Here is a 21,830-nt window from a genome sequence, read left to right as displayed (position 1 = left end):
TTGTTGTGGTGGTGGCGGTGGTGGTGGAAGTCGCCCGAGCCCACGACCGAACCTGACCCCACCCTCGCCAGGCGGTCCGCCGTCCTCGGCAGGCGGTCCGCCGTCCTCGGCATCAGGCCGACAGAGCCAAAGCGCCAACGGATCTCGCGGCGGATCGGGCGGCGGATCGGGATCGAAGGCAGCCAAGGCGGTGGGGTCCGGAGCTGCGGGCGCAGGACGGTCGGCCGACGACCTCGCCGGTGGCCGAACCTCACAGGGCAGCAGCGGTAACCGACACGCGATACCACGATGAGCACCCCGACATCGGCCACACCGGTTGTGGCGCAACGCAGTTTCCCCTATCCGAGGAGTGAGTAGATGGCGACGAGAACCGAAGCAGGTCTGCTCTACCACGGGTGGACCAAGCCCCGAAACACCGGATTGTTCGGTGCGACATGGGCAGCGACGATCATCGGGTTCGTCCTGGTGATCTCGGTGATGGTGACCATGATGTTCGCCGGTTTCGGCACAGGCGTGGTCGTCGCATCAATCGCGACAGTTGTTGCCGCACCGCTGGTGTGGAGCAGAGATGGCCGATCCGGATACGAAATGACGGTGCTGAGAATGCAGTGGATACGAGCACGACGCAGGAAAGAGAACATCTACCGAGGCGGGTTGTTCTCCGAACTACCCGGAGGCAAAGCGTTCCTCCCGGGCATCATGGCCCCGACCAAACTCTACGAAGGCGAAGACGCCGCCGGGTTCCGGTTCGGGATGATCCACATGCCCGCCAAGCACTGCTACACCGTGGTGCTGCGCGCCTGGCCGCAGGGCGACGAAGCAGTCGATCAGTCCCTGATCAACAACTGGGTCGGCGAATGGGGAGTCGTACTCGCCGCGATGGGCCAGACCTCCGACATCGTGGCCGTCGTCCCGGTCATCGACACCGTCCCCGAAACCGGTAACCGGTTGCTCGCCGAAGTCGACCGCAACACCGCGCCGAATGCACCTGCCCTGGCACAGCATTCGATGTACGACCTCGCCGAGTCGCTGCCCACCGAACAGGTCCAGCTCGAAGCCCGGATCGCAGTGACCTTCCGCGCCACCACCGATGCCCGCAAGAAGGACCCCTCCGAGCAGGCCGTCGAGATCAGCCGTCGACTACCCGGGCTGTGCGCGGCCCTCAAATCGGCGTCGGTGATGGTCCGGCCCATGCCTGCGGCCGACATCGTCGCCTTCGTCCGGCGCTCCACCGATCCCGCTTCACAGGCAGATCTCGAACGCGCGTCGTCGAGCTCGGCCGGACACGGACTTCACTGGGACGACGCCGGACCGGTCTCGCACGAGGAGAAGTTCGACCAGTACGTCCACGACGGTGGCCGGTCGGTGACCTGGGAAATGGATGCCGCTCCCGCCAGCGCCGTCGACGAGGGCGTCCTGCGGCGCATCCTCGCTCCCAATCCCGACGTGCCTCGCAAACGTGTCGCGATCATCTACCGACCCCACACCGCGGCGGATGCGGTCAAGATCGTCGACACCGACTACAAGAACGCACTCATCGCCGAGCAAGGCGGGCGCGGCATCGGATCGGTGACCGCCTCGATCAAGGTCGAATCGACCTCCCGCGCCCGCGAAGAGCAGGCCCGTGGCCACGGACTCGTGCGCTTCGGGGTGCTCATCACCGTCACCGAGCCCCTCACCGGCGACATCCCGGCCATCGAAGCCATCGTCCGCGATCTGTCGGTGCAGTGCCGTCTCAAGATCCGCCGCGCCTACCGCTGGCAGGCCGCCGGGTTCTACGGCTCCCTCGGCATCGGGGCAGTGCTGCCCGAACACGCCACCCTCCCCGGCGCACTCGCCGGATAAGCACCCGAGACGAGAAGAGGACCCGTCCATGGTCAAGATCCTCGACGACACAGCCCGCGCGGCCCTGGTCGTCGCCGCGAACCGTCCCGGCGTCCGCAGCATGTGGGCCAAACACAAGCTCGCCACCGACGACCGCCGCCGCCGCAACCGCGACGCCGCGGACTACTCGTCCTCGGCCGACGGCTTCGCCCGCTCCACCCTGCGCCTGACCGACCGCGGATTCGCCGGTCCAGGGGGCGGGCGCACCAACACCGTCGGCCGACAGATCGAATACCGCGCCACCTCCGTCCAAGCTGCCGGACTGTGGCCGTGGTCGGTCGGTGCCGGAGCCCCACTGATCGGGACCCCGATCGGGCAACACCTGCTCACCCGCGCCGCGGTCTGCTTCGACCTGCTCAACTGGTTCATCGAAGGGCTGATCACCGCACCGGTGGGCTTCGTGCTCGGACTCAACGGTTACGGCAAGTCCTCGTTCGTACGACGCGTGGTCCTGGGCGGTATCGCACAGAACGTCACCACCCTCGTCCTGGCCGACGTCAAGCCCGACTACCGCAAGGAAATCGAAGCCGTCGGAGGCCAGGTGATCGACCTCGGCTACGGATACGGACGCATCAACCCGCTCGCCGGTGGGGTCCTGGGATCGGTGATCCCCACCCTCTCGGCATTCCCCGACCTGCAGCGCCGCATGCTCGCCGAACTCCGCGGCCGCCAGGTCCAGGTCGTCTCGGGACTGATCGAACTCTCCCGCGGCGGCCCCGTGCAGGACTTCGAGGAAACCATCCTCGCGACCTCGCTGAACCTGCTCTACGGCGAGATGGGCTACACCCCCGATCGCCCGCCCCTGCTCGGCGACCTGCTCGCCCTCGTCATCGACGGACACCCCGAACTGATCGCCGACGCCGGCGAAGACACCGTCGAGGAGTACCGGCGCTCGACCAAACGCCTCCGGCAATCACTTCGCGGGCTGATCAAAGGCCGGTTCGGTGAAGTGTTCAACGGACACACCACCACCGAAATCGATATCGACGCCGTCGCCATCTGCATAGATGTCTCGCACATTGCCGAAGGCGACACCAAACTCAAAGCGGCCGTGATGCTCGTGTGCTGGTCCGACGGCTTCGCCGCCATCGAAGCCGCACACGCCCTCGCCGACGCGGGGCTGGGACCGCAGCGCTACTTCCAGGCCATCATGGACGAGCTCTGGCAGGTCCTGGGACTGGGCGACTTCATGGTCGACCGCGTCAACGCCCTCACCCGCTTGAACCGAGCCATCGCCACCGCGCTGTGGATGATCACCCACACCATCACCGACCTCGAATCGCAGTCGACGACCGGATCGGCTAACAAAGCCCTGGGCTTCCTCGAACGCGCCCGCGTCAAAGTCATCGGCCCGATCCCGGAAAAAGAAGTCGAACGCCTGGCCGGCATCGTCAAGTTCACGGCCACCGAATCCGACATGGTCAGCGGATGGTCCGCGCCGCCGCCCATGACCGGAGATCGCCGCAAACACGATGAGCCGATCGAGCCCCCATCCGGACTCGGCAAGTTCTTGATCAAGATCGGCGAGAGCGAATTGAGCCCCGGCATCCCGGTACAGCTGATCTTCTCCGCCGCCGAGATCGACGCCGGCATCCACGACACCAACTCCCGGTTCAGTGAGTTCGCCGACGCGAACCTCGTCCGCGAGGTCATCGAAGCCGACATCGCCGCCCCTGAGCAAGCAGGAGCGCTCGCATGATCGCCGAACGCAAGTACAAGCGCCTCACCCCGGAACTGCGGGCAGCAGCAGTACAGACCGTCGCCAAGGTCGCCACCGAGGTGTCCTCCCGGTGGAGAGCGATCGAGCTCGTCGCCGAAACCCTCGAGGTCCACCCGAACACCCTGCGCAACTGGGTCGTAGCCGCCGGCCGCGACGCCGCCCCCGTCACCACCGAAGAAGCCGAGCGCCGCGCCCGCGAACACAAAGTCCAGCTCGCGGCCGCGACGGAGCTGATCGCCACCCTGACCGCAGGAATGGGCCCGCACACCGGTCGGCGCGCATAGCGACGTGGACGCCAAGAAACTCCTCGTCGCCACCGCCGCGACACTTCTCGGGCTGGTCCTGATCGTGGTGGTCATCCTCGCTCCGGCGTCGACGACCATCGCCTGCGCTCCCCCGTCCGGTGCCGCGGCCGGCGCGATCTCGCCGGCCGGGACGCTGGTCAAGCCCACCGCCAGCGACACCACCACCGACAGCTCCGGTTTCGGCCCCCGGTGGGGCACCGTCCACCAGGGGATCGACCGCGCCGGCCCGGTCGGCACCCCGATCTACGCCTTCACAGACGGACGTGTCGCCGAAGCCGGGGAGGCCGCCGGATTCGGGCACTGGATCATCCTCGACCACGAGATCGACGGCCGGACCTACTCCACCGTCTACGGTCACATGTTCGCCGACGGTGTCCTCGTCTCTGCCGGCCAGCACGTCTCGGCCGGCCAGGAGATCGGAAAGATCGGCAACGACGGCGAATCGACGGGCGCACACCTACATTTCGAGGTGTGGGAGGGCGCGCGGCTCCCCGACGGTGCTGGAACCGCAGTCGACCCCGCGCCGTGGGTCGCCAAGGCCGCCGAGCCCGGCACCGCCGCCCAACCACAGACCTCGAGCTCCCCCGGTGCAGGAACGGGCGGCCTCAATGCCGCACAACTCGCACTGGCGAAACAGACCGTAGCCATCGGCGAGGCAATGGGGGTACCCGAACAGGGCATCGTCGTGGCGCTCGCCACCGAAGGCCAGGAGTCGACCTATCGGATGCTCGCCAGCTCGAACGTCCCGGACTCCACGAACTACCCCCACGACGGCATTGGATCGGATCACCTGTCGGTCAACCAATTTCAGCAACAAGTCACGATCTGGGGCACGACGGAAGAGCTGATGAATCCAGTGACCGCGAACATCAAGTTCTACACCGCCCTGCTCAAGATCCCCGGCTGGCAGTCGATGGCTGTCACCGACGCCGCCCAAGCAGTGCAAGGGTCTGGCCACCCCGGGGCCTACGCCGACGACGAACCACTCGCCCGCCAGCTCTACGCACAGTTCAAAGGTGCCCGCGCCGACCTGACCGCCGACGACCTCGCAGCGATCGCCAACAACGGCACCGGCGCGGTGGCCACCGCCGTCGTCGACGGCGGCACCGCCCCCGGTGCCTGCACCCCTCCTGCCAGCGGAACGAGCGGAGGACCGACCTTCGTCCCCGGCGGCCCATTCGGAGCCAATGTCATTGCCGCAGCGTCGAGATGGATCGGCACACCCTACGCATGGGGAGGCGGAGATTCGAGCGGTCCGACCCGAGGAATCAGCGACGGCGGAGGCGCAGCCGACGCGAACGGCGACACCTCCAAAACCGGGTTCGACTGCTCCGGATTGACCCTCTACGCCGTCTTCCAAGCATCGGGCGGAAAGATCACGCTCCCGCACTACACCGGCGACACCTCCAACCCCGGACAGCTAGGCGATCCACGGGGACAACAGATCCCGTTCGAGGACAAGCAACCCGGAGACCTCATCTACTTCGGCTCCGGAGGCAACACCCACCACGTCGGTATCTACACCGGCACCGAAGGCGGCCAGGACATGCTCCTCAACGCCCCTCAGTCCGGCCAAACCGTCTCGATCATGCCGCTCTCCGGCTGGGCCGGAGAAGACATGTACGTCAGGAGATTCGGATGAACACCACACCACGCACCCACCGACGCGCCGCTTTGGCCCTGCTGGCGGCCCTCACCTTGGTCATCGGTGGCTGCGGCAGCGACGACTCCGGTCAGGACACCGGCGACCATCCTCTCGATTCCGGCGGACCGACGACCTCGCTACCCGCGCCCTCGACCCCGGACCTGCCACAAGCCTTCGCCGGGGTCGACCAGACCGATCCCGAGCAGGTCATGCTCGCCGCCGCGACCACTCTGTTCTCCTACACCCCGGCAGACGAGCCCAACCAGCTCGCCGCAGCGAAGCGGGCGCAGCCGCTGTTCGACGAGCGCTACTACGCCGACAACGCCGCTTCGTTCATCGCCCTCGCCCCGATCACCGGCAACCAGTGGCAGGACTGGGCACAGGCAGGTGCCCGCATCACCGCGGTCGCCGCGATCGGCGGCGACGACCATCCCGCCGATCAGAGCGGCCGAGTCTCACGCGTGGTCACCGTCAACCAAAACGCCACGACCCCCGACGGAAAGACACTGGGAACCAACACCTTCGCGGCCTACTTCACCGCCACCAAACTCGGCGTGTGGCGCATCAACGCGGTGGCTGTGCGATGAGCTTCCTGGTCCTCTACGGCCACGGCACCGCCGCCGGACCTTCTCCCGCCCCCGCCCTGCAGATCGCAGCCGACAGCATGATCGGCTACATCGACGAGCTCGAACGAGACCACACATTCGTTGCCGTACAGGGCCATTCGCACGCCGTGACACCGCTCCAGGTAGCCGATCCACCGGGATCGCGCACCGCCCCCGGTTTCACCGTCACCATCACCGCCATCGTCGAAGTCTCCTGACACACCCGCCCACGAACGAGAAGGACTCCACACATGAGCACTCGCAGCGTCAAAGACCCCGCCACCACCGACGGCTCCCTGGTCCTGCTCGGCTTCGGTGCCGCCGTCGCCGCCCTCGCCGGAGGCGGACTGTGGGCCGGCATTCACCTGGGCACCGACCAACCCGCCCCGGACAATCCCATCGCCATCGCCAAACGCCTCTTCCGCGGCGATCTCGTATGGCAGACCGGCTCGACGATCGTCGTCGTCCTCGCCGCACTGGTGCTGCTCGCGGCGGCGGTCGGAGCGCTGGTGCTGCTCGGTCGCCACCGGAGCAAGAAAACCCGCGTCGACGACAAGGCCCGCCACCTCGGCCGTGGCCGCGACATCGAATCGCTCAGCGAGAAAGGATGCAGACGCAAAGCAGCGGACCTGGCGATCGAGCTGACACCCACACAGGTACCCGGCGTCCAGGTCGGCCGTCACCTGCTCTCCAAGCAGATGCTGCGCGGCAGTTACGAGGATCTGCACTGCGACATCTGGGGGCCGCGGACCGGTAAGTCCTCCTCGCGGGTCATCCCGGCGATTCTCGACGCCCCGGGCGGGGTGATCACCACCTCCAACAAACGCGACGTCGTCGACGCGACGCGGCTCTGGCGCAGCGTGCGTCTTCTCGACCGCGTCACCGGGGAACCGGTCAAGGCCGCGGCGGTGGACTGGAGCACCTACGGCGACAGTAAGGCCGTCCCGGCAAAGGGCATGGTGTCCGTCGAGTCCCTCGAGCGGCGCCCGGTGTGGGTGTTCGACCCGCAGCAGGTCGCCGACGAACAGCCCAGCTGGTGGTGGAACCCGCTGACCTGGGTCACCGACGAAGTCAAGGCCGCCGACCTCGCCGAACACTTCGCCTCCGGCGACGACGGGGTAGAAGCCAAGAAGGACCCGTTCTTCGACCCCGAGGGCCAGGACCTGCTCGCCGGGCTGATCCTCGCCGCCGCGGTGGCGGGGCGCCCGATCACCGACGTCTACACCTGGGCAACGCAGGAAAAGAACAAGGAGCCCGTCGAAATCCTCCGAGGCACCGCCGACGGCCGATACCGCCTGCAAGCGGACGGCCTTGCCGCACAGTACAACCAGACCGAGAAGCAACGATCCGGCGTCTTCACCACCGCCAAGAAGATGATTCGATCGCTCAAGCTCTCCGCAGTGCACCCGTGGATCCGTGCGAGCGGACCCGGCGATAGTCGCCCGCACTTCGACCCGCGGGCGTTCGTCGCCGAGGGCGGCACGATGTACAGCCTCTCCCGCGAAGGAAACGGCTCCGCCGGTCCCCTGGTCACCGCCCTGACCGTGGCCATCATCGACGCCGCCGAACAGCTCGCCACCACCTCCCCCAAAGGCCGTCTCCCCGTCCCCCTCCTCGCACCGCTCGACGAGGTCGCCAACGTCGTGCGCTGGGCGAAACTACCCGGCCTCTACAGCCACTACGGCTCCCGCGGCATCATCATCATGGCCGTCCTCCAGTCCTGGTCCCAAGGCGTAAACGTCTGGGGCACAGAAGGAATGCGCAAACTCTGGTCCGCCGCCAACGTCCGCGTCTACGGCGGCGGCGTCGCGATCGACGACGGCGAATTCCTCCGCAACATGTCCACCGCGATCGGTGATCACTGGGAAATCAGCGGATCGGTCTCCACGAGCGATCACGGCCGCAGCGTCTCACGCTCGCGCACCAAACAACGCACCTTCACCGAAGCCGAACTCGAAGCCCTCCCCCGCGGACGCGCCATCGTCCGATCATCGGGCAACACACCGGTTCTCGTGCGGACCGTGCCGTGGTGGGAAGGACCGAACCAGGCCGCCGTCGTCGCGTCCATCAGAGTCCACGACCCCGAAGCCGATCGCACCCTCGCCGGCGCAGTCACCCTCGTCGGGAACGTCGACCTGACCAAAGAGGGTGCAGCGTGAGCGAGGATTTCAGCTTCGACGGCCTCGACGACACCGCCACCGCCACCGCCACCGAGGCTGCCGCGGGCTCGTTGAGCGAGCCGATGCAGGCCCGGGTCCAGGCGGGCGTCGATCGACGCCTGAGCGCCGAAGTCGACGCGATCGCCGCCGCACAGTTCGAGGAGCTCCTGACCCCCGAGCTGCACCACCAGCTGGCCGAGGCGACACGGGCCCGGATGGAAGCCGAGCTCGACGCCGCGATAGACGCGGCCGGCAACGAGCCCGAACCGCTCAAGTTCGGGTCGGTCGAGGAGTTCGTGCGCGACCACCTCGCCGTCCTCTACCGCCGCGAGGTCGAAGACGTACCGCACCGGTGCTGGTGCCCGCAGTGGTGGCGGCACGCCGAAGCCGTCGCCCGCCTCGAAGCGCTGTGGCGATCGTTCGAGCACCTGCGCAAGGACCCACACACCGGCATGAGCGTGTGGCTGCGCGATCACGCCGACCACCACATGGAAAAGCTCTTCGCCTCCGACGGCCCCTTCCAGAACTGCGACACCCGCACCGGACACTCCGACCGGCTGCATCCGCTGCCCGTGGACCCCGCACCGCCAGCGATGTTCCCCGACCAGCGACAGCGCTGACCCCCATTCGGATCCGGTAACGAGCCGGACCGTCAATTGAAAGGTGACACCACATGTCCGATGACGAACTCGGCTCCGCCAGTAGAGAAGTGGGGATGGTGTTCCGCGTCGGGATGCAGCTCGCATCCCGCTTCGCCGAACAGAGCGCCCGCCGACGTGAACAGCAGTCACGCGAGGCCGAACAGCACAGCAACCAAGCTGCGCGCGAATACAGCGAACGGCTCCGCACCGAACGGATCGCCGCCGAAACCCAGCTCCGCCGGCCTCTCGACCCTCAGTGGTGGGACCGGGCGACACCTCACGACATCACGACCGTCTACGAGCAGGCCAAGGCATGGGAAAGCGAGTCGGAGATCGCCACGCAAGCCGCAGCAACGGTCCGCAGCGAAGTTCATCGTCGATACGGCGTCGACATCACCGATGACCGCGGGGCCCGAGCGTTCATCGACGACAGCCAGCGTAAACATGCCCTCGCCCAGAACTCCGACAGAGCGGCAGGACTCGATCGCGCCCAAGCCGCAGCACTCATCGCGGACGCCGAGCGCCAGGACGCCGAAACGCAGCGGCTCGCACAGGACGGCTACGGATCCGGCCCTGGAATAGAAGACGCAGAGGCCCAGCCGATGAACGAACGTGAGGCCCGGGACCAGAACTCAGAGCACACTGAGCGGTCGCAGGAGACAGACCGACGTGCTGAGGCCGATCACAGCTACGACAGCGCCGCACGCCGCGAGCAGTTCGCTTCAGACATGCGCGCGGCCGGCGTCGACGACGAAGCGATCGCCGCGCGGATCTCCGCAGACATCTGCCAGGGCGCACCCGCCGGTGCCATTACAGTGCCTTCGACGAAATCACCTCGAGCGCGCAAAGGACGGCCCGGCACCGGAAAGCACACCGACCGCGAACGTTCCGGCCGATGACCCTGTCTCACGCCCAACACCTGGCTGTGTCAACCCGATCTGGGACCACGATGACGGCCTGACTGGGACCCACCTGGCACCGGCTAATCACGCCCTTGGTCTCGGTGGTCACTGCCGAGTGGCGAGGGCTATAGGTATCTGCAGACCTGATCGGGGCTACAGGTTTCGGGCTCTGGGAGGGCTGCATCGTCGCGGAGCGCAGCCACGTTGTCGCGAAGTGTTGTGAGGTCGGCGATCTGCGCGTCGATGTCGGCAAGGCGCGCGTCCAGCAGGTCACGTACGTGGCCGCAGGGAGCTTGGCCGTGGTCGCGGATGTCGAGGATCTGCTTGATCTGGGCGAGGGTGAGCCCGGCCGCTTGGCCGCGGTGGACGAAGTCGATCCGGCTGACCGCGTCGGGGGTGTAGTCGCGGTAGCCGGCCGGTGTGCGTTCGGCCGGGGGCAGCAGCCCTTGCTCTTCGTAGAACCGCAGAGTCTTGGTGGTCGTGCCTGCCGCCTCGGCGAGTTCTCCGATCCGCATCCCGGCCTCCATCGTGTCGCAGGTCTCGCTTGACCTTCCCCTTTACTGGAAGGTCCAGTATCGCTGCATCAGGAGCGTTTCCCAACAGTTCTGGGAGGAATCGGGATGCAGACCAGGTACGACCTCGCGATCATCGGATCCGGCGGCGGTGCGTTCGCGGCGGCCATTCGTGCGACCTCTCTGGGCAAGTCGGTGGTGATGGTCGAGCGTGGCACGTTCGGCGGCACGTGTGTGAACACCGGCTGCGTGCCGTCGAAGGCACTGATCGCAGCCGCGGAGGCCCGGCACGTGGCCGCGGACGCGCCGACCCGGTTCCCGGGCATCGCCAGCGTCGCGGGCGCGGTGGACATGCCGGCCCTGATCGGCGGAAAGCAGGATCTCGTCGAGGCCCTGCGGGGTGAGAAGTACGTCGACGTCGCCGACTCCTACGGTTGGCAGGTCCGCCGCGGCAACGCCGCGTTCGCCGGCACTCCGGATTCGCCCCTGCTCGAGGTCGCCGCGGCGGATGGCAGCGTCGAGACCATCGAGGCAGCGCAGTACCTGGTGGCCACCGGGTCCCGTCCCTGGGCCCCGCCGATCCAAGGGTTGGAGGAGGCCGGGTACCTGACCTCGACTACGGCGATGGAGTTGACCGAGGTCCCCGACTCGCTGCTGGTGCTCGGTGGTGGCTACGTGGCCCTGGAGCAGGCGCAGCTGTTCGCCCGGCTCGGGTCGACGGTGACCCTGCTGGTTCGGTCCCGGCTCGCGTCGAAGGAGGAGTCGGAGGTCTCCAAGGCGCTGCAGGAGGTCTTCGCCGATGAGGGCATCCGGGTGGTCCGCCGAGCGGTCCCGACCCGCGTGACCCGCGACGCCGCCACCGGCCAGGTGGTGGTGACCGCGGACGTCTCCGGTGGCGCGCAGGAGTTCCGCGCCGACGAGGTTCTGGTCGCTCTCGGCCGCCGACCGGTGACCGACGGGCTCAACCTCGACGCGGTCGAGGTGAAGACTGGCGAGGTCGGCGAGATCGTGGTCACCGACCAGCTGCAGTCCTCCAACCCGCGGATCTGGGCGGCCGGTGACGTGACCGGGCACCCCGAGTTCGTCTATGTCGCCGCCCACCACGGCACCGTGGTCGCCGAGAACGCCTTCACCGACGCCGAGCGGTCGGTGGACTACATGCGGCTGCCCCGGGTCACGTTCACCAGTCCCGCGATCGGCGCAGTCGGGATGACTGAGGCCCAAGTCCTCGCGGCCGGGATCCGCTGCGACTGCCGGGTGCTCCCGCTGGAATACGTGCCGCGAACGCTGGTCAACCGGGACACCCGCGGCTTCATCAAGATGGTCGCCAACGCCGACACCGGCGAGATCCTCGGCCTGACCGCGGTCGCCAAGGACGCCGGCGAACTGGCCGCCGCGGGCGTCCACATCATCGGCAAGACCATCGCCGAGGTCGCCGACGCCTGGGCGCCTTACCTGACCATGACCGAGGGCATCCGGATCGTCGCGAAGGCCTTCACCACCGACGTCTCCAAGCTCTCCTGCTGCGCCTGACCCGCACCCACCCCACTCAACGAAGGAGGCATCCGCGATGTCGGACCTCAGCACCCAACTGCCCCAACGACTCACCCGACCCGAGGAGACCGGCCTTGACGCCGGCCTGCTGATCCCGCTGCTGCGGCTGCTCGTCGACGGCGACCCCGTCACCGTCGAGCAACTCGCCGCGGCTGCGAGCCGCACCCTCGATGACGTACGGCGCGGTCTCGCGGCGGTGCCGGACACCGAGTACGACGATCAGGGCCGGATCATCGGCCAGGGCCTCACCCTGCGCCCCACCCCGCACCGGTTCACCGTGGCCGGTGAGGAGCTCTACACCTGGTGTGCGCTGGACACGCTGATCTTCCCCGCCCTGCTGGACCGCCCGGCAAAGGTGGAGTCGGCCTCCCCGGTCAGCGGCGAGCCGGTTCGGGTCAACGTCGACCCCACAGAAGGTGCAACCAGCGTCGATCCGCCCACCGCGGTGGTGTCGCTGGTGAACCCGGAGCAGATCACCTCGATCCGTTCCTCCTTCTGCAACCAGGTGCACTACTTCACCTCCCCCGAGGACGCCGCGGGCTGGCTGGCCGAGCACCCCGGCGCGGAGGTGGTCCCGGTGGCCGAGGCGTGCCGGATCGGGGCCGCCCTCGCCACCGGCCTGCTCAACCGCCTCCAGGCGCCCGCCGCGGCCGACGACAGCCACAGCTGCTGCTGACCCATACCCACTGAAGGGAATGAGAACACCGATGATGTCCAACCACGACGATCGCCCGGGAGGCAGCGGCCTGCTCCTCGGAGCCGGCGCCGCGCTGCTCATGGTCGCCTGTTGCGCCTTGCTCCCCATCCTCATCGCCGGTGGCGCGATCGCCGGTATCGGCGCGTTCCTCCGCAACCCGTGGGTCATCGGCGCCGGGATCGCCCTGGCGATCCTCGCGCTGATTGCCATCTCCCGCCGCGGCGGCGGCACCGCCGGCCACGGCTGCTGCCCGCCCATGCCCACCAACGAAAACGTCGACCCGAAGGACGAGCAGAACCGATGAGAATCACCCGCCGCCACCACGCCGCGCTCTCGATCGCCGCCGTACTCGCCGCCGGATCGCTGACCCTGACCGCCTGCGGCAACAGTGCCGACCCCGCGACCGCCGGTTCCGGTTCACCCGCCACCGTGACCAGCGTCGATGGCCAGCAGATCAGCCTGCCCGCCAACGGGAAGCCCACCGCGGTGTTCTTCTTCTCCGTCGGGTGCGGCGAATGCGTCAACGGCGTCCGGTCCCTCGGCGAGGCCGCCACCACCGCCGAGAACGCCGGCACCGTGGCAAGCTTCCTCGCCGTCGACATGGACCCCGGCGAATCCAAGGCCCTGATCGGCGACTTCATGGAGTCCGTCGACGCCGAACACGTACCGGCCGCAATCGACGATGGCGCGGCACTCTCCCGGCGATTCGAGGTGGCCGCTCTGTCCACCCTGATCGTCGTCGACGCCGACGGCACGGTGACCTTCCGCGCCACCGACCCCGACGCCGCGACGATCACCGCCGAACTGGCAAAGGCCGGAGCCTGACCCATGGGCGGACTGCTCACCCTCGCCTTCGCGGCCGGCATGGTCGCGCCCGTGAACCCGTGCGGGTTCGCGCTACTCCCGGCCTGGATCACCCACACCCTCGGCGACACCGATGCCTCAACGGTCCCGGTGCGGCTGCTGCGGGCGCTGCGGGCCGGTCTCGTGTTGGCGGTGGGGTTCGCCGGCACCCTCGCGGCAGCTGGCCTGGTAGTCAGCGCCGGCGCCCGAGGGCTGATTCGCGCCGCGCCGTCGCTTGGCCTGGCCGTCGGCATCCTGCTGGTGGTTCTCGGCCTGTGGATGCTAGCCGGACGCTCGGTCTCGGTGCGGGTGCCTCGGATCCCCGGCCGGGCAGCCGCGGGACTCCCACCCACTGCCCGGATGGCTGCGTTTGGGGTCGGCTACGCGCTGGCTTCGCTGTCGTGCACGTTCGGGGTGATCCTCGCGGTCATCGCGCAGGCGCAGGCCACCTACAGCTATGCCGGGCTCCTGCTCGTCTTCGGTGTCTACGCTGCTGGCTCGGCGACCGTCCTGCTGCTGCTCGCCCTGGCCACCGCCGCGGCAGGCAGCGGACTCACCCGCCACGTCGCGCGATTGGCCCGCCATGGCCCACGGGTCACCGCTGTCGTCCTGCTGCTCACCGGCGCCTATCTGGCCTGGTACTGGTACCCGGCGGCCACCAGCGACGCCCCGGTCGCCGCGGGCCGTGGTGGCGGACTCACTGACGTCTCCGCGGTGGTCTCCAGCTGGATCCAGACACGGGCGACACTCATCGGCGCGCTCGCTGCCGCGTCTGCGCTGGTAGTGCTGGCGCTCGGGGTTCTCCAGCGACGCCGCCGGATCCTTCGGGGGCGCCCGATGACCACGCGGGACAGCACGCAGTGACAGCCCACCGGGTGCGGCGTGCGCACGAAACAGGCTCGGTTGATTGCGTCACCGCGACGCGTTCCCTGACCGGGTCGACGCCAGCCGGTAGGAGTCGGTACCAGTTTCGATGATGTTGCCGCCGAAGGTGAGGCGGTCGACGATGGCCGCGCACAGGCGCGGGTCCGTGAAGGTCTTGGTCCAGCCGGCGAAGCCCTCGTTGGACGCGATTGCCACGCTGTTCTTCTCCTCTCGCTCGGTGAGGACCTGGAAGAGGAGTTCGGCGCCGCGGCGGTCCAGTTCCATGTAGCCGAGCTCGTCAATGCAGAGCAGGTCGACGCGGCCGTAACGAGCGATCGTGCGGGCCAACTGCTTCTCATCGGCTGCTTCTACAAGCTCGTTCACCAGCCTCGTGGCGAGGGTGTACTTTACCCGGAATCCCTTTTCCGCGGCTGCGGTCCCCATGCCGATGAGCAGGTGAGACTTGCCGGTGCCGGAATCCCCGATCAGGCACAGCGGCTGGCCCTTCCGCACCCACTCGCCGGTCGCCAACTGGTGGATGGTGGCGGGGTTGATGTTCGAGTTGGCGTCGAAGTCGAAGTCCGCGAGGAACTTGCTCCGCGGGAACCCGGCGCCGTTCACGCGCCGGATGGTGGACCGACGGTCGCGGTCGTCGCACTCGGCCAGGAGCAGCTCGGCGAGGAATCCGGTGTAGGTCAACTGGTCCTTGTTCGCCGCCGCGACCGCGTCGCCAAGCAGGGCCCGCATGGTCGGGAGCCGGAGCCTCCGGCAGGCCTGGTCGACCGCCGCTACGGCGGCTTCCTCGGTCAGGCCGCGGCGGCGGCGCAAGGTGGTGGTCACGCTGGTGACTGTGCTCATCGGGGTGCTCCGCTCTCATCGGGACTCATCGGGTCGGGGTGGTGGTCGGTGCCGGTGCGGCGGCCGAGCAGTTGCTGGTATTTCTCCATCGACGGCAGCGGCCGGGTGTCGGGCGGGAGGCCGGCGATGACCGCGGCCGGGTCGAGCAGCAGGCGTTCGGTGAGGGACACGACCTTCCGGCTGCGCTTGGCGTCGCCATCTCGTCGTTCGCCATCGCTGGGCTGCGCAACGGGATGACGGTCTGAACTGGCCCCGGTGGGCGCTGCGAGGGTGGTGTGCAGGCGTGCTTCGACCGCGACCACATCAGCTGAGACTGCACCGACGCTCACTGCGGCGAGCAGCCCGGCTTCGACTTCGTCGGCGGCCATGGCGCGGTGCAGTAGGAGCACGTCGATCAGTTCCCGGGTGCCGACCGCATCCCCGAGCCGCCTGCGGGCGTTCGCCCAGAACGCCTCATGCGCAGGCGTGAACGCCCCCGATTCGCGGGCCTGCGCCAACGCGGTGGAGCCTGGCAATGCGCCCGGCTTACCCTTGAGCACCTCGAGGTAGTGGTCGAGGTTCACCGACTGGCCACCCCTTGTGATGACGCGGGCGTGCCGGGCGATCTGGAGTCGGCCGTCGAACACGACGACCTCGGATGCGCGCAAGGAGACGCGGACGCGGCGGTGGATGAACCGCGCCGGGACGGAGTACCGGGCCATGCGGACGGTGATCATCGCGGAGCGGTCGACCATCGGGTTCAGCATCAGCCCGGGGTCGAACCCCTCGACCGGGAGCGGCGCGAGGTTCTCGCGTTCGGTCGCGAAGTCCTCGCCGACGGTCCGGATCCGCGACGAGATCCGTCGGCGGTCGTCGGCGGCGTCCAAGGCACGGACCTTCTCGTTCAGCTCGTCGAGCGAGTCGACGACGGGCATGGGCACGAGGTGCTGGCGGCGGAACCGGCCGACGTCGCCTTCCACACCGCCCTTCTCATGTGCCCCGGCGATGCCCGGCTGGCAGTAGAACGCGTCGAACCCGAAGTGAGAGCGGAACAGCACCCAGCGGTCGTTCTCTACCCGCTCACGACCGCGCGCGTTGACGACCCGGGTGACTGCGGCGGTGAGGTTGTCGTACCGGACGTGCCGGGCGGGGATGCCGCCGATCTCGTTGAACGCGGCGATGTGGCCCTCGAGGAACGCCTCTTGGCCTTGGGTGGCGTAGATCCGGTGCACCGCCTTCCCGGAGTAACTCAACCTGAATGTGAAGAGGAAGACCTTCGTCTTCACCCCGGCCAGGATGACGTAGAGCTCGCCGAAGTCGACTTCTGCTTCTGCGCCTGGCGCGTGCTCCTGGGGGATCATGACTTCGACCCGGCGGCCAGCTTCGAGGCCGATCTGCGTGCGGCGGATGCGGACGTAGTCGCGAACCGTCGAGTACGACACCTCAATGGCGTCGTGTTCCTCGATGAGGCGGACGTGGATCCGGCGGGCGGTGTGCCGTTGCTTCCGCGGCGCCTCAAGGTCGGCGCGGAGCATGTCGTCGATGGCCGACTTGAACGGATCCAACCGGGGCGAGGAACGCACCGGGGTCTTCCGCGGCGGTGGTTCCGCGGACGTGAGGGCCCGGCGAACGGTGCCGCGTCCGACTTGGTGCTTGCGTGCGAGCGCTCGGATCGACATGCCCTCGACCCGGGCGTCCCGACGGATCGCAGCGAACAGTTCCACACGCACCCTCATCCCGAAACCCACTTCCGGTGCCGCGAGGACCGCTGGATGCGGGTCCTCCTGACGCCACGGAAGTGGGTCCAGATCAAGCCGTCACGACGCCACGCCGAAGCCCGGGTGGGTCCCGAATCAGACCGTCACACTGGTCCCGAATCAGACTGTCACCGCCAAACACCCATCCAACACAGGAGATCCCATGAACACCATCACCCGCACTGTCGCCACCGCCGCCATTACCGCCGCAGCACTGATCGGCGGGACCGGTCTAGCAGCAGCAGACGTGCCTCCTGCAACCCCGAGCCTGACCGGCGACGACATCGTCACCGTCGGAGACAACGGCGGCTGCAACGGACCCATCCACATCGACCGCACTACCGACCGAGCCCACCCCGGCCAGCTGACCATCACCGCCACACCCCGCGGAGACCTCGGGGCACGTCCGGGCTGCGGAACAACAATCCAGGTCGACTGGGTCAACGGCATCGCACCGTTCACCCACTCCGCACAACACACCCTCGACGGAGGCCCCGCCACCATCACCGTCGACGCCGGACTCGGCGCAAGCTGGGTGACCGTCTCCGTACTCCCCCAGCGAGCATTCGCCGTATCGAACTACATCTGGATCGCTCCGTAGACGCGAACTCGGAACGAACACGACTGCCCACTTCGAGCTTCGAAGTGGGCAGTCTCGTGTCAGAGCGCTTTGCCACAATCTTCATCGCAACGCGCGTATCAACTCTCGGTTCGACTGCTCACCAGCGGAGGTACCACCATGACCGGCTACTTCATCGGTCGTCCGAACGATGATGTGTTCCCGTCCCCGCCCCAAGCTGCCGTGCGGGCGGTTCGATCGCCGCTGCCCAAGCATGTACCGGCTCTACTCGACGGCCTCGACGCGGTTGTACGACCGCGGCTGGACGATGTGCTGCGCTACCACCAGCAGATGGCACCCAGATGGGACCACCCGCAACCACAGCTGAGCGAGGAAGAACGATTCGAGCGGTACAGCAACTTCGCTGTACGGCTGGCGCTTTCGGTTACCTCCGGCGCAGTCAGTGGCGAGACCTTTTACGCATCGCCTGAAGCGTCGGCCCTCGTGCAGGAGGCATCGGCACAGCCTGCCGACCTCGTCCCCGCGACAGTGGCCGATCTACCGTCCCCCAGCGGGTTCGCGTATTTCGGTGCGGCCGTACCCGAGGAATCGTTCTACCTGCTCTGGCACACAGACAGCGATCCCACGTCCTCCAACAGCGTCGGCATCCAGATGGCGACCGCCGCTGGCCTCGAAGCATTCCTGCTCCAGAACGGTGAAGCAGGGTGGGGCACCGATCGCGCCCTCCACATGCCCCTTCAATCCATGACCATGGACATCGGTGAGCCAGCCGACGATGCTCCGCCCGGTCTGAGCGCAGGCTGGGGGTTCCTCACCCAGCCACCGCATGTTCCCCAAGCCCCCGAAGGCTTCCGAAATATCTTCTGCTGGGACGATCCAGCCCTGTTCATCCGCGTCCTGATGGCGTTCACGGACCTACTACGGATGGAACGATCCAACCTGACGACCAGCGACGAAACTGTTCTGTCCAAACGCACCCACAGCCGAGGGCGCAGGGTGGAAACCGTCGTACGCCATCTGAGCTACCGGGGATCTGCCACTCCTGCCGAAACGATTGGACAGGAAGGGCGACTCAAGAATCGACACATCGTCCGCGGTCACTGGCACACCTACCGCTACGGACCGGACCGACATGAACGTCGACGCCGCTGGGTGGAGGCCCACATCAAGGGTCCCGACGGCGCACCGCTCATCGTGCGACGACGGGTAAACATAGTGCCTCCACCCCCTTCGACAGGCTCGGCAATCTAGCCAAAACAACTCGATCACGACAGTTCTGGTGCAACCCAAGCCACGACGTCGCTTCGACCGCTATCTTCGTTTCGCAATCTGATTGTTGAGTCACCTACGCACACAGGGACGAGATCACGAGAAAGAGCACACCAACAGGTGCGAGACTCATGGAGACCTGCACCAGGCGATGCTTCGTCCACGCAATTTTGCTCATCTCGACCAGCTGCTTAGAGAGCACCGGTAGTAGGTCCGACGTCTCCAGGTGATTTTGTACCGCAGCGGCGTCTAGGTGCCTTAGATGACCGAAGTAGACGAAATTTCCACGCGCTTCGGACTGGAGTCCTCCCCTGCGTAATCGAGGTCGAACAACCAGGACAACGCACAGCACGCTCAACGCAAGCGTGAAGACGCCCAGGACGTACCAGACGACCGAGGCCCCAGCAAGATCATGGAAGACGCGGCCATCGCCGGATAACGCCACTACCCCTCCGAGTAGCGCCGACTCGATTGTCAGCGCGAACGAAGCTTTGGTATCCACCTTGCCGGTCCAATCGACCAGTGCGGCATGGATCTTCCAAGCTGTTTCGATCGGATCAGCGCTCATGAATAGGATCGCCACCACGTGGACGTGTAGACGTTCTCGATACGTGAACCGATCTTGGTATAGCCCTTGTGTTGCCACATATCGCGGACAACGCCGTCCTTCTTTTCAGAATTTTCGCTACGAAGATTTTTCTCACTGAGCAGCTCATAGACATCATCGGTGATGATGGTTGCGCCACCATCTTTGTAGTCGCTCAGCTTTGCGGCGGTGTTGGGCGCGTGGCCGATACTCACCAGGTCGTTGTGATCGCGCACTCCGCCCCTCACTACGTGCGCGAACCCAATATCGATACCGGTTCGGTGACGCAACTTCCAGTCGTTCTCCAAGAACTCGTTCCAGTACGGCTCGTACAGGGTGAGCGCATCATGGGCGAGCACCGAAATTGCCCAGTTGATTCTCAGACCCGCGTCCACCGCGTCGTTGGCGGCATCGTCACCCTTGAACATTGCCATCACTCGGTCCCCGTCGAAACTCCGAATTTCACCACCTCGGTCTCTGATCACTCGGCATACGGTTGTAAGAAATACACGCAGTATGCGAGCACCTTCGTCGTACTCGAAGCGGCTCGGAATGCTGGAAGAGTCCGCCATGTCGGTGTACAGGTACGCGACATCGGAAAGCGCAACGTAGTCGTGCGGCCCTATCGAGCTGCTTGTAGGGATCACACGGCCATCACGAATCTTGAATGGCGTATTGATGAGGCTGTCGACTTGGGTCTCTAGGTCCGATTTGAAGCTCAACGCGGGTCCTCCGTCTCGTACCGGCCGCTGTCCTGCGGGCGGTCTTACCGTCCGTCCCTTGAGTCTCGTTCCCTCTTAGGTTTCTTGGGCTGAACCCGGCGAGGTTGTTCGCTGGTACGCGGTTTGCTTGGCGTATTTGCCGACGGTGGTGGGGCCATCACTTGCGCCACGCGCTGGGCGGATTCTGCGTCCGTGAGCTCGTCAACGGTGTACGCCGCCCGTGTTGCATCTACTTCGGCCGCCGTGCCTTCGCGGTAGACATCCGCAGCCGAAGGGAGCTCGATGCCTTCGAGTCGGGTGTGTACCTCACTGAGTCTTTCCCGGGTGACGATCTCGAGGTCGTGTGCGTACTCGGCGTTACCGGCCGCGCGTGACGCGGCCGCGATGGCCTCGGTTGCTTTCATCAATTGCCGCAGCAGCAGGATGTATCCGGTGGTGGCGTCGAGACCTGGTTTGCACGCCATGACGATCAAAGCCGCTCCGCCGGCCGACACCACCCCGGCCGGCTTTGCGGCGCGTTGGTGTGCGGGCAATTGCGCCGCGCGTGCGAGCTGCTTGGATGCATGTGCGAGTGGTCCGGGACGATTCTCGACCTTCGCCGACCATGCTGCGAACACCCCAGAGGTCCGGCCTGCCGCACGTGCCCATTGCGCTCGATCGGTGACCGGAATGCTCGTGAGGTACTCGTTCCACCGTTCGAGGTCTTCCGCTGCTCGCGCGAGCAGTTTCGGATCGGCCACGACAGCTTCCGGTCCGCTCCGCTTGGCGGGCTTCCCTGCTTTGGCTGCAGTCCATTCGTCGACGGCGTTCGCCGATTCTTCGGTGGTGGTGTCCCATTCGCTGCGCAGGCGCGGCAGCGTCAGGTCTTTCGACAGCTTTCCTCCGCCGTACCAAACAGCGGCGACCGGGCCCTCGCCTTGATTGGGTCGCAACGCCACCGAGTAGCCCTCGACAGTGTCGGTGGTTCCCTTGGTGAATCGTGGCCGCACCAGCACCCCACTGCCCCGTAGTCGACGCACGAATTCTGCTTCGGTCTTCGAGGCGGTAGCTGCGGCTCGCACTCGGCGCTCCAATACATCTCGACCGGTCTCCGGCAGGTGCGCTCGGTCAGCACGGCCCTGCTCGGCGGGCTTGGTTCCGCGGCCGCCGAGTTGCTGTTCGCGGGACTGCAGAACTTCCAAATCGTACCGGTGTTCGAGGGTGTTGCACGCGGCCTGCGCCCGCTTCCGGTCGTTGAACGTATTGACCTTCGTACCGTCCTCGCGGACAGCGGATGCCGCGATGTGAATGTGGTCGCCGCCGGCCTTGGTCTTGCCGTGCCGGATCGCCACCCAGCGAGCCGGGGCCCGTGGTGAGTCCGCGTCGTCGAAGTCCATTTCCTTCATGAAGTCGGCCGCGATCGTCGCCCACTTCTCGTCCGACAGCTCACCCTCCTCTGGCTTGAGCGAGAGCGAGCAGTGCCACACGTTCTGATCCGATGTGGCGTCGGCCAACGCCACCGATCGCGGGACACCGTCGTCGATGGCAGCGTTCATCTTGCGTCGACTGGTCACCGACACCTCGGTACCGAACACCACACGCGCAGTGTCCAGTTCACCCGCTAACGCGATGGCGTCCTCGTGCGACAGCTCGCCCACCGGCGCGGCGAACACGATGCTCTCGTGCCCGCCTACCACGTGCGGGTTCTCGTGCTCGTTCGACTTGCCAGGACCGGCGAGATAAACCACCAGTCCGGTCATCTTCGCGCC

Annotated in this window: 22 protein-coding genes and 1 pseudogene; 17 read left to right on the top strand and 6 right to left on the bottom strand. The window is 66.8% G+C overall.

Going from position 1 to position 21,830, the window contains the following annotated elements; translation table 11 throughout:
- The 10 genes and pseudogenes from CH268_RS28065 to CH268_RS05975 all read left to right on the top strand — a co-directional run.
- Nucleotides 1–292: pseudogene (locus tag CH268_RS28065) on the top strand (hypothetical protein); the annotation flags it as partial.
- A 65-nt stretch (nucleotides 293–357) separates the two neighbouring features.
- A complete protein-coding gene (locus tag CH268_RS06015) occupies nucleotides 358–1,845 on the top strand; it encodes an SCO6880 family protein (protein WP_094662930.1) in 1,488 nt (495 codons plus the stop codon).
- 28 nt (nucleotides 1,846–1,873) lie between these two features.
- A complete protein-coding gene (locus CH268_RS06010; protein WP_176457859.1) occupies nucleotides 1,874–3,583 on the top strand; it encodes a hypothetical protein in 1,710 nt (569 codons plus the stop codon).
- On the top strand, nucleotides 3,580–3,888 hold the full coding sequence (locus tag CH268_RS06005; RefSeq protein WP_094622100.1) for a transposase: 309 nt from the start codon (nucleotides 3,580–3,582) through the stop codon (nucleotides 3,886–3,888). The genes CH268_RS06010 and CH268_RS06005 overlap by 4 nt, the downstream gene beginning before the upstream one ends.
- Nucleotides 3,889–3,892: 4 nt before the next feature.
- A complete protein-coding gene (locus CH268_RS06000) occupies nucleotides 3,893–5,551 on the top strand; it encodes a peptidoglycan DD-metalloendopeptidase family protein (protein WP_094653191.1) in 1,659 nt (552 codons plus the stop codon).
- The gene (locus tag CH268_RS05995) at nucleotides 5,548–6,141 is read left to right on the top strand and encodes a hypothetical protein (RefSeq protein WP_094662928.1); all 594 of its coding nucleotides are present in this window, start codon (nucleotides 5,548–5,550) and stop codon (nucleotides 6,139–6,141) included. Before CH268_RS06000 ends, CH268_RS05995 begins: the two co-directional genes overlap by 4 nt.
- A complete protein-coding gene (locus CH268_RS05990) occupies nucleotides 6,138–6,377 on the top strand; it encodes a hypothetical protein (RefSeq protein ID WP_094653189.1) in 240 nt (79 codons plus the stop codon). The genes CH268_RS05995 and CH268_RS05990 overlap by 4 nt, the downstream gene beginning before the upstream one ends.
- Nucleotides 6,378–6,410: 33 nt before the next feature.
- On the top strand, nucleotides 6,411–8,318 hold the full coding sequence (locus CH268_RS05985) for a type IV secretory system conjugative DNA transfer family protein (RefSeq protein ID WP_094662926.1): 1,908 nt from the start codon (nucleotides 6,411–6,413) through the stop codon (nucleotides 8,316–8,318).
- Entirely contained in the window at nucleotides 8,315–8,938 is a 624-nt protein-coding gene (locus CH268_RS05980) for a DUF4913 domain-containing protein (protein ID WP_255182304.1), read from the top strand. The genes CH268_RS05985 and CH268_RS05980 overlap by 4 nt, the downstream gene beginning before the upstream one ends.
- Nucleotides 8,939–8,991: 53 nt before the next feature.
- Nucleotides 8,992–9,858 (top strand): hypothetical protein, encoded by an 867-nt coding sequence (locus tag CH268_RS05975; protein ID WP_094662924.1) that lies wholly within the window; start codon nucleotides 8,992–8,994, stop codon nucleotides 9,856–9,858.
- Between the two features lie 128 nt (nucleotides 9,859–9,986).
- On the opposite strand, the gene CH268_RS05970 is transcribed toward CH268_RS05975, so the two are convergent.
- A complete protein-coding gene (locus tag CH268_RS05970; RefSeq protein ID WP_006246584.1) occupies nucleotides 9,987–10,376 on the bottom strand; it encodes a heavy metal-responsive transcriptional regulator in 390 nt (129 codons plus the stop codon).
- Nucleotides 10,377–10,481: 105 nt separating this feature from the next.
- On the opposite strand from CH268_RS05970, the gene merA reads away from it, so the two are divergent.
- From merA to CH268_RS05945, 5 genes are read left to right on the top strand one after another with little or no spacing between them, the layout of a single operon-like run.
- Nucleotides 10,482–11,906 (top strand): mercury(II) reductase, encoded by a 1,425-nt coding sequence (gene merA / locus CH268_RS05965; protein ID WP_006246583.1) that lies wholly within the window; start codon nucleotides 10,482–10,484, stop codon nucleotides 11,904–11,906.
- Nucleotides 11,907–11,943: 37 nt separating this feature from the next.
- Nucleotides 11,944–12,603: an organomercurial lyase MerB gene (merB, locus tag CH268_RS05960; protein WP_006246582.1), complete on the top strand. Its 660-nt coding sequence runs from the start codon at nucleotides 11,944–11,946 to the stop codon at nucleotides 12,601–12,603.
- A gap of 31 nt (nucleotides 12,604–12,634) precedes the next feature.
- A complete protein-coding gene (locus tag CH268_RS05955; RefSeq protein ID WP_006246581.1) occupies nucleotides 12,635–12,928 on the top strand; it encodes a hypothetical protein in 294 nt (97 codons plus the stop codon).
- Complete coding sequence (locus tag CH268_RS05950; RefSeq protein ID WP_006246580.1) at nucleotides 12,925–13,449, top strand: TlpA family protein disulfide reductase; 525 nt, start codon at nucleotides 12,925–12,927, stop codon at nucleotides 13,447–13,449. Before CH268_RS05955 ends, CH268_RS05950 begins: the two co-directional genes overlap by 4 nt.
- A 3-nt stretch (nucleotides 13,450–13,452) precedes the next feature.
- On the top strand, nucleotides 13,453–14,331 hold the full coding sequence (locus CH268_RS05945; protein ID WP_048472691.1) for a cytochrome c biogenesis CcdA family protein: 879 nt from the start codon (nucleotides 13,453–13,455) through the stop codon (nucleotides 14,329–14,331).
- A gap of 48 nt (nucleotides 14,332–14,379) precedes the next feature.
- Here the strand turns inward: CH268_RS05945 and istB are convergent, their stop codons facing one another.
- A complete protein-coding gene (istB, locus tag CH268_RS05940; protein WP_006246577.1) occupies nucleotides 14,380–15,189 on the bottom strand; it encodes an IS21-like element helper ATPase IstB in 810 nt (269 codons plus the stop codon).
- Nucleotides 15,186–16,904 carry an IS21 family transposase gene (gene istA / locus CH268_RS05935; protein WP_008720624.1) on the bottom strand — a complete coding sequence of 573 codons (1,719 nt, stop codon included), beginning with the start codon at nucleotides 16,902–16,904 and terminating at the stop codon, nucleotides 15,186–15,188. The genes istB and istA overlap by 4 nt, the downstream gene beginning before the upstream one ends.
- 184 nt (nucleotides 16,905–17,088) lie before the next feature.
- Here istA and CH268_RS05930 point away from each other — a divergent pair, with 184 nt between their 5' ends.
- Together CH268_RS05930 and CH268_RS28060 are read left to right on the top strand one after the other, a co-directional pair.
- Nucleotides 17,089–17,526 carry a hypothetical protein gene (locus CH268_RS05930; protein WP_094662922.1) on the top strand — a complete coding sequence of 146 codons (438 nt, stop codon included), beginning with the start codon at nucleotides 17,089–17,091 and terminating at the stop codon, nucleotides 17,524–17,526.
- Between the two features lie 138 nt (nucleotides 17,527–17,664).
- Nucleotides 17,665–18,756 carry a hypothetical protein gene (locus CH268_RS28060; protein ID WP_217900898.1) on the top strand — a complete coding sequence of 364 codons (1,092 nt, stop codon included), beginning with the start codon at nucleotides 17,665–17,667 and terminating at the stop codon, nucleotides 18,754–18,756.
- 94 nt (nucleotides 18,757–18,850) lie between these two features.
- On the opposite strand, the gene CH268_RS05920 is transcribed toward CH268_RS28060, so the two are convergent.
- Genes CH268_RS05920 through CH268_RS05910 form a run of 3 tightly spaced genes read right to left on the bottom strand, consistent with a single transcriptional unit; the run spans nucleotide 18,851 to nucleotide 21,821 of the window.
- A complete protein-coding gene (locus CH268_RS05920) occupies nucleotides 18,851–19,342 on the bottom strand; it encodes a Pycsar system effector family protein (protein ID WP_176457858.1) in 492 nt (163 codons plus the stop codon).
- On the bottom strand, nucleotides 19,339–20,082 hold the full coding sequence (locus CH268_RS27545) for an adenylate/guanylate cyclase domain-containing protein (RefSeq protein WP_141215092.1): 744 nt from the start codon (nucleotides 20,080–20,082) through the stop codon (nucleotides 19,339–19,341). The genes CH268_RS05920 and CH268_RS27545 overlap by 4 nt, the downstream gene beginning before the upstream one ends.
- 44 nt (nucleotides 20,083–20,126) lie before the next feature.
- The gene (locus CH268_RS05910) at nucleotides 20,127–21,821 is read right to left on the bottom strand and encodes a relaxase/mobilization nuclease domain-containing protein (protein ID WP_176457857.1); all 1,695 of its coding nucleotides are present in this window, start codon (nucleotides 21,819–21,821) and stop codon (nucleotides 20,127–20,129) included.
- Nucleotides 21,822–21,830 lie beyond the last annotated feature (9 nt).

The organism is Rhodococcus sp. 06-1460-1B (assembly GCF_002258475.1).
GTDB lineage: Bacteria > Actinomycetota > Actinomycetes > Mycobacteriales > Mycobacteriaceae > Rhodococcoides > Rhodococcoides fascians.
The sequence above is the reverse complement of the archived record's forward strand: the minus strand, read 5'-3'. Positions and strand labels throughout refer to the sequence as shown.

Excerpts from the sequence above, each read along its gene's own strand:
- CH268_RS06015 (WP_094662930.1), top strand. The coding sequence starts at position 358 with ATGGCGACGAGAACCGAAGCAGGTCTGCTCTACCACGGGTGGACCAAG.
- CH268_RS06010 (WP_176457859.1), top strand. The coding sequence starts at position 1,874 with ATGGTCAAGATCCTCGACGACACAGCCCGCGCGGCCCTGGTCGTCGCC.
- CH268_RS06005 (WP_094622100.1), top strand. The coding sequence starts at position 3,580 with ATGATCGCCGAACGCAAGTACAAGCGCCTCACCCCGGAACTGCGGGCA.
- CH268_RS05995 (WP_094662928.1), top strand. The coding sequence starts at position 5,548 with ATGAACACCACACCACGCACCCACCGACGCGCCGCTTTGGCCCTGCTG.
- CH268_RS05990 (WP_094653189.1), top strand. The coding sequence starts at position 6,138 with ATGAGCTTCCTGGTCCTCTACGGCCACGGCACCGCCGCCGGACCTTCT.
- CH268_RS05985 (WP_094662926.1), top strand. The coding sequence starts at position 6,411 with ATGAGCACTCGCAGCGTCAAAGACCCCGCCACCACCGACGGCTCCCTG.
- CH268_RS05975 (WP_094662924.1), top strand. The coding sequence starts at position 8,992 with ATGTCCGATGACGAACTCGGCTCCGCCAGTAGAGAAGTGGGGATGGTG.
- CH268_RS05970 (WP_006246584.1), bottom strand. The coding sequence starts at position 10,376 with ATGCGGATCGGAGAACTCGCCGAGGCGGCAGGCACGACCACCAAGACT.
- merA (WP_006246583.1), top strand. The coding sequence starts at position 10,482 with ATGCAGACCAGGTACGACCTCGCGATCATCGGATCCGGCGGCGGTGCG.
- merB (WP_006246582.1), top strand. The coding sequence starts at position 11,944 with ATGTCGGACCTCAGCACCCAACTGCCCCAACGACTCACCCGACCCGAG.
- CH268_RS05955 (WP_006246581.1), top strand. The coding sequence starts at position 12,635 with ATGATGTCCAACCACGACGATCGCCCGGGAGGCAGCGGCCTGCTCCTC.
- CH268_RS05950 (WP_006246580.1), top strand. The coding sequence starts at position 12,925 with ATGAGAATCACCCGCCGCCACCACGCCGCGCTCTCGATCGCCGCCGTA.
- CH268_RS05945 (WP_048472691.1), top strand. The coding sequence starts at position 13,453 with ATGGGCGGACTGCTCACCCTCGCCTTCGCGGCCGGCATGGTCGCGCCC.
- istB (WP_006246577.1), bottom strand. The coding sequence starts at position 15,189 with ATGAGCACAGTCACCAGCGTGACCACCACCTTGCGCCGCCGCCGCGGC.
- istA (WP_008720624.1), bottom strand. The coding sequence starts at position 16,904 with ATGAGGGTGCGTGTGGAACTGTTCGCTGCGATCCGTCGGGACGCCCGG.
- CH268_RS05930 (WP_094662922.1), top strand. The coding sequence starts at position 17,089 with ATGAACACCATCACCCGCACTGTCGCCACCGCCGCCATTACCGCCGCA.
- CH268_RS28060 (WP_217900898.1), top strand. The coding sequence starts at position 17,665 with ATGACCGGCTACTTCATCGGTCGTCCGAACGATGATGTGTTCCCGTCC.
- CH268_RS05920 (WP_176457858.1), bottom strand. The coding sequence starts at position 19,342 with ATGAGCGCTGATCCGATCGAAACAGCTTGGAAGATCCATGCCGCACTG.
- CH268_RS05910 (WP_176457857.1), bottom strand. The coding sequence starts at position 21,821 with ATGACCGGACTGGTGGTTTATCTCGCCGGTCCTGGCAAGTCGAACGAG.